This is a genomic window from Lysinibacillus sp. 10T31 (assembly GCF_056394365.1).
Genome location: NZ_JBFTHS010000248.1, coordinates 1 through 389 on the forward strand (window position 1 = coordinate 1; position 389 = coordinate 389).

Annotated in this window: 1 protein-coding gene; it reads right to left on the reverse strand. The window is 30.8% G+C overall.

Features of this window, described 5'->3' with window-relative positions; translation table 11 throughout:
- A partial coding sequence (locus AC1DCY_RS27875) for a transposase (protein ID WP_477356075.1) occupies nt 1-389 on the reverse strand: 389 nt, incomplete at both ends.

Here is a 389-nt window from a genome sequence, read left to right on the forward strand (position 1 = left end):
TGTAAAAATTCCTTCGGTGATTTTTGATTGTAACGTGCTTTTGTATGTGTGGAGTCGACGATAATTATTTTACTTGTRATWATTCCTTTTTTTAATGCAATTTCAACYGTTTTTCCAATCAATAAATCAAGTAAATTTATATCTTGTAAGCGAAGACGACGGAATTTTGTGAGCGAACTAGAATCAATCACATCATCTTCTGGTGCCWTCTYTAAGAAAWATTTAAAAGACATATCATATTTTGAACGTTCAACTAAATCGACATCTGATAAATCATAAATGGCTTTCAGGAGTAAATATTTGAACATACGAATGGGTGGAATCGCATTTCGACCATTATCCAAACAGTACTTTGATTTTAGTTCGTCTAATATAAATGAAAAATCAAC